This is a genomic window from Mycobacterium sp., assembly GCF_050700595.1.
In the GTDB taxonomy this organism is placed as follows: domain Bacteria; phylum Actinomycetota; class Actinomycetes; order Mycobacteriales; family Mycobacteriaceae; genus Mycobacterium.
On the sequence record NZ_JBOHHI010000062.1, the window covers coordinates 1 to 5,097 of the forward strand.

6 protein-coding genes are annotated in these 5,097 nt (G+C 65.7%); 5 read left to right on the forward strand and 1 reads right to left on the reverse strand.

Going from position 1 to position 5,097, the window contains the following annotated elements:
- On the reverse strand, window positions 1-1,328 hold a 1,328-nt coding region (locus ACRDTL_RS06110), incomplete at its 3' end, for an FAD-dependent oxidoreductase (RefSeq protein ID WP_431505816.1).
- A 62-nt stretch (window positions 1,329-1,390) separates the two neighbouring features.
- On the opposite strand from ACRDTL_RS06110, the gene prfB reads away from it, so the two are divergent.
- From prfB to ACRDTL_RS06135, 5 genes are all read left to right on the forward strand, one after another.
- Window positions 1,391-2,506, forward strand: a complete 1,116-nt coding sequence (gene prfB, locus ACRDTL_RS06115) for a peptide chain release factor 2 (protein WP_431505817.1) — start codon at window positions 1,391-1,393, stop codon at window positions 2,504-2,506.
- Window positions 2,496-3,464, forward strand: a complete 969-nt coding sequence (locus ACRDTL_RS06120; RefSeq protein WP_431505818.1) for a mechanosensitive ion channel family protein — start codon at window positions 2,496-2,498, stop codon at window positions 3,462-3,464. The genes prfB and ACRDTL_RS06120 overlap by 11 nt, the downstream gene beginning before the upstream one ends.
- Window positions 3,461-3,928 (forward strand): hypothetical protein, encoded by a 468-nt coding sequence (locus tag ACRDTL_RS06125; protein WP_431505819.1) that lies wholly within the window; start codon window positions 3,461-3,463, stop codon window positions 3,926-3,928. The genes ACRDTL_RS06120 and ACRDTL_RS06125 overlap by 4 nt, the downstream gene beginning before the upstream one ends.
- Before the next feature lie 45 nt (window positions 3,929-3,973).
- Window positions 3,974-4,663: a cell division ATP-binding protein FtsE gene (gene ftsE, locus ACRDTL_RS06130; protein ID WP_431505821.1), complete on the forward strand. Its 690-nt coding sequence runs from the start codon at window positions 3,974-3,976 to the stop codon at window positions 4,661-4,663.
- Window positions 4,664-5,097 (forward strand): permease-like cell division protein FtsX (locus ACRDTL_RS06135; protein ID WP_431505820.1); only part of this gene is annotated, 434 nt, incomplete at its 3' end.

The following is a 5,097-nucleotide window of genomic DNA, read 5'->3' on the forward strand; positions in this document are numbered from 1 at the left end:
GCCAGGCTGGACAGCTTGACCCGCGGCCGTCCGTGCGGCTCGCCGGCGGAGCGCTCGTACTCGTCGAGTAGCTTCCAGTGCGCGCTTGTGACGAGCTGCGGCTGGCGCGAGGCCAGCCACTCGGCGAGCTTGTCGGCGTGGTCTTCGGAAAACTGCGCGAAATCGGCCGGTGTCCGTCCGGCCAGGTCCGCGAGCAGGGCGTCGACGGTGTCCTGCGAGTCCTTTTTCTTGGTGCCGATCACCCCGGTCGGCCCTCGCTTGATCCAGCCGACCACATACTCGTTACGGCTATCGGCGACGCGACCGTCGCTGTTCGGGATGGTTCCACTCTTGGCGTCGAACGGCAGCCCCGCGGTGGGCAGCCCGCGGTAGCCGACCGAGCGCACCACCAGCTGGACCGGCAGCTCGTCGCGCACGCCGCTGTCCTTGGCCACCACCCGACCGCTGTCGTCGCTGACCAGTTCGTTACGGCCGAGCACGATCTGCTCGACTTTCCCATTGCCTTTGATCTCGATCGGGGAGGTGAAGAACCGGAACACGATTCGGCGATGACCCGGACGCGGCTCGCGGGCCGCGTAATCTCGCAGCACCTTGATGTTCTGCTTGCAGATCTTGCCCACCGCGGCCGCGTCGTCGTCGCTGATGCCCTCCAGCTGCGCCGGATCGACCACCACGTCGACGCCTTCGAGGTCGGCCAGCTCGCGCAGCTCCAACGTCGTGAACGCGGTCTGCAGCGGTCCGCGCCGACCGACGACGACCACTTCCGCAACGCTGCACGGACGCAGCGAGTCCAGTGCATAGTCGGCGATGTCGGTCTGCGCGAGCACGTCGGGGGCGGTCACCAAAATGCGGGCGACATCCAGCGCGACGTTGCCGTTGCCTATGACAACTGCGCGACGGCCCGACAGATCCGGCGTGATCTGCTCGAAGTGCGGGTGGGCGTTGTACCAGCCCACGAAATCGACGGCGGCGATGCTGCCCGGCAGTTCTTCGCCGGGAATGTTCAGTGATCGGTCCGACTGTGCCCCGACCGCGTAGATCACCGCGTCGTAGTGCTCGGTGAGTTCAGCGGGCTGAACATGTTCGCCGACCCTGATATTGCCGAAGAACCGGAAGCGCGGGTCGTCGGCGGTCTTTTCGAACTGCTTGCTGATCGACTTGATCTTGGGATGGTCGGGCGCGACACCCGAACGCACCAGGCCCCACGGCGTCGGCAGCATCTCCAGCATGTCGACGGCGACATCTACCCCGTCGGCCTTGAGCAGCGACGCTGCCGCGAAGAACCCGGCAGGACCGGAGCCGACGATCGCGACGTGGTATGCGCGCATAATCTCCGATGCTAAACGTCCCCCCACGCCAGCTGCGGCTGGCGCCGGTAATCTGATGAGCTGTGGAACCCGACCGTCAGGCCGACATCGCCGCCCTTGACTCCAGCCTGACCACGGTGGAGCGGGTGCTCGACATCGAAGGTATGCGCAGCCGCATCGAGAAGCTCGAGCACGAGGCGTCCGACCCCAATCTGTGGAATGACCAGTCCCGGGCGCAGCGGGTGACCAGCGAGCTGTCACACGCGCAGGGCGAACTGCGCCGCGTCGAAAAGCTGCGCCGTCGCATCGACGACCTGCCGGTGCTCTACGAGCTGGCGGCTGAAGAAGCCGGCGCTAGCCACACTGAAGCGCTCGCTGAAGCCGACGCCGAGCTCAAGGCGCTGCGGGCCGACGTCGAGGCGATGGAGGTCCGCACCCTGCTGTCCGGCGAGTACGACGAGCGCGAGGCGCTGGTCACCATCCGGTCGGGGGCCGGCGGGGTGGACGCCGCCGACTGGGCCGAGATGCTGATGCGGATGTACGTCCGCTGGGCCGAGCAGCACAAGTATTCCGTCGAGGTGTTCGACACCTCGTACGCCGAAGAGGCCGGGATCAAAAGCGCGACGTTCGCTGTGCACGCGCCGTTCGCCTATGGCACGCTGTCGGTCGAGCAGGGCACTCACCGGCTGGTGCGGCTCAGCCCGTTCGACAACCAGCACCGGCGACAGACGTCGTTCGCCGAGGTCGAGGTGCTGCCGGTGGTGGAGACCACCGACCGCATCGACATCCCGGAAGGCGATGTGCGCGTGGATGTCTACCGCTCCAGTGGCCCGGGCGGTCAGTCGGTGAACACCACCGACTCGGCGGTGCGGCTCACCCACATCCCGACCGGGATCGTCGTCACCTGCCAGAACGAGAAGTCGCAACTGCAGAACAAGCTGGCGGCGACGCGGGTGCTGCAGGCAAAGTTGTTGGAGCGTAAGCGCTTAGAAGAACGCGCCGAGCTCGACGCATTGAAAGGGGAGGGCGGCAGCTCCTGGGGTAACCAGATGCGGTCCTACGTCGTGCACCCCTACCAGATGGTCAAGGATCTGCGGACCGACTACGAGGTGGGCAATCCGACCGCCGTTTTGGACGGGCACATCGACGGGTTCCTGGAAGCGGGGATCCGGTGGCGTAACAGACGAGATGACGACTGATACCACGATTTCTGCGATGGCGCTGCGTTGGAGCGATCTCTGGCACGGCAACTTCGATCAATGGTTCATGACCACCGGGCTGCATATCGTGCTGCTGTTGATCGGGTCGCTGCTGGCGGTCCGGTTCGTCACCTGGGCGGCTCGACAAATTACCCGCCGGATGGACGCTGATTTCGCCGAGGGCGATACGTTGGTGCGCTCGGAGGCCGCCAAACACCGGCAGGCCGTGGCATCGGTGATCTCGTGGCTGTCAATCGCGTTGATCTATGTGGTTGTCGCCCTGGAAATCATTACTGCCCTGGGGCTTCCGATGAGCACGCTGGCCGGCCCGGCCGCTGCAGTAGGGGTATCGCTTGGCTTCGGCGGTCGGGGGGTTATCGAGGACTTGCTGGGCGGGTTCTTCATCATCGCCGAGAAGCAGTACGGCTTCGGTGACCTGGTCCGGCTCGAATTGGCTTCCACGGCGGTAGCCGAGGGGACCGTCGAGGACGTCACACTTCGGGTGACCAGGCTGCGTTCCAGCGAGGGCGAGGTGTCCACTATCGGCAACGGCAAGGTGGTCAAGGCAACGAACCTGTCCAAGGACTGGGCCCGTGCCGTCATCGACATACCGGTACCGACCACCGCGGACCTGGGCGTGGTCAGCGACGTCCTACACCAGGAGTGCGAGTCCGCACGTGACGACGAACTGCTGGGTCAGTTGCTGCTGGACGCACCGTCGGTGATGGGGGTGGAGAGCATCCAGGTCGACACCGTCAACCTGCGGATGGTGGCCCGCACACTGCCCGGGCGACAGTTCGAAGCGGGACGGAAGTTGCGGGCGCTCGCGGTCCGGGCGCTCGCCCGCGCCGGCATCGTCACTGTTGCCGACGGCACACCGCCGGTCGAGGCAATCGCCCACCCGGCACGGGTCGACGACACCGAGGACGAAGCGCAAGCCCCGGCGCATAAGCCGTGAAGTTCACGCTGACCGGATTGAAAAGGCTCGGCCGTGGCCTGAGCCGCGGCTGGCCCGCCTACTTGTTGGGCGGCCACGTGCGCACTTCCACCGTGGTGCTGGTCGTTGCGTTCATCGCGGTGTGGTGGACCTACAGCACCTATCAGCAGTCGAATGAGTCGCCGTCCGGGCGCAAACAGGTACCGGCTACGCAAGTGGTGCCGCCGGGCTACGTACCCGACCCCAACTACACCTGGGTGCCGCGCACCCGGGTGCAGCAGCCGACCCCCACGCCGACGTGGACACCGACCACCACCACCACGACAACACCGCCGACGACCACCACGACGACCACCACGCCGCCGCCGCTGATCCCGCCGATCGTGCTGCCGCCCCCATTCGGGCCGCCGCCCTCGACGTCGGAACCGCCGGAACCCGAACCCGGCCCGGCGCCGATGCCGCCCCCGCCGACACCCGCCCCATAGCGTGGCCGGCTCGATCGAAACTCCCAGTTACACTGGCGACCCGTGATGATCACCCTCGACCATGTCAGCAAGCAGTACAAGTCGTCGGCGCGGCCGGCGCTCGACAACGTCGACGTCAAGATCGACAAGGGTGAGTTCGTTTTTCTGATCGGCCCGTCCGGCTCCGGCAAGTCGACGTTCATGCGGCTGCTGCTGGCCGCCGAAACGCCCACCAGCGGCCACGTGCGGGTTTCGAAGTTCCACGTCAACGCGCTGCCCGGGCGACACATCCCCAAGTTGCGGCAGGTGATCGGGTGCGTCTTCCAGGACTTCCGGCTGCTGCAGCAAAAGACGGTGTTCGAGAATGTTGCCTTCGCGCTGGAGGTGATCGGCAAGCGCACCGACACCATCAACCGGGTAGTCCCCGACGTACTGGAGATGGTCGGTCTGTCCGGAAAGGCCAACCGGCTGCCGCACGAGCTGTCCGGTGGCGAACAACAGCGGGTCGCGACCGCACGCGCGTTCGTCAACCGGCCGCTGGTGCTGCTGGCCGACGAGCCGACCGGCAACCTCGACCCGGAGACCAGCAACGACATCATGGATTTGCTGGAGCGAATCAACCGCACCGGAACGACGGTGCTGATGGCCACCCACGACCATCACATCGTCGACTCGATGCGGCAGCGGGTGGTGGAACTGTCGCTGGGCCGGCTGGTGCGTGACGAGCAGCGGGGTGTCTACGGAATGGATCGTTAAGTGCGCTTTGGTTTTCTGCTCAACGAGGTTCTGACCGGTCTTCGCCGCAATGTCACCATGACCGTCGCGATGATTCTGACAACGGCGATCTCGATCGGCCTCTTCGGCGGCGGGCTGCTGGTGGTACGGCTGGCCGACCACTCCCGCGTCATCTACCTGGACCGGGTCGAAACGCAGGTGTTTTTGACCGATGACGTCTCGGCAAACGACCCGGCCTGCGAGTCCGACCCGTGCCGGGCGTTACGGGAACGGATCGAGACGCGCAACGACGTCAAATCGGTGCGGTTCCTCAACCGCGACGACGCCTACGCCGATGCGATCCGCAAATTTCCGCAGTTCAAGGATGTGGCCGCTCAGGACTCGTTTCCCGCCTCGTTCGTGGTCAAGCTGGAAAACCCGGAACACCACCAAGAGTTCGACGACGCCATGAAGGG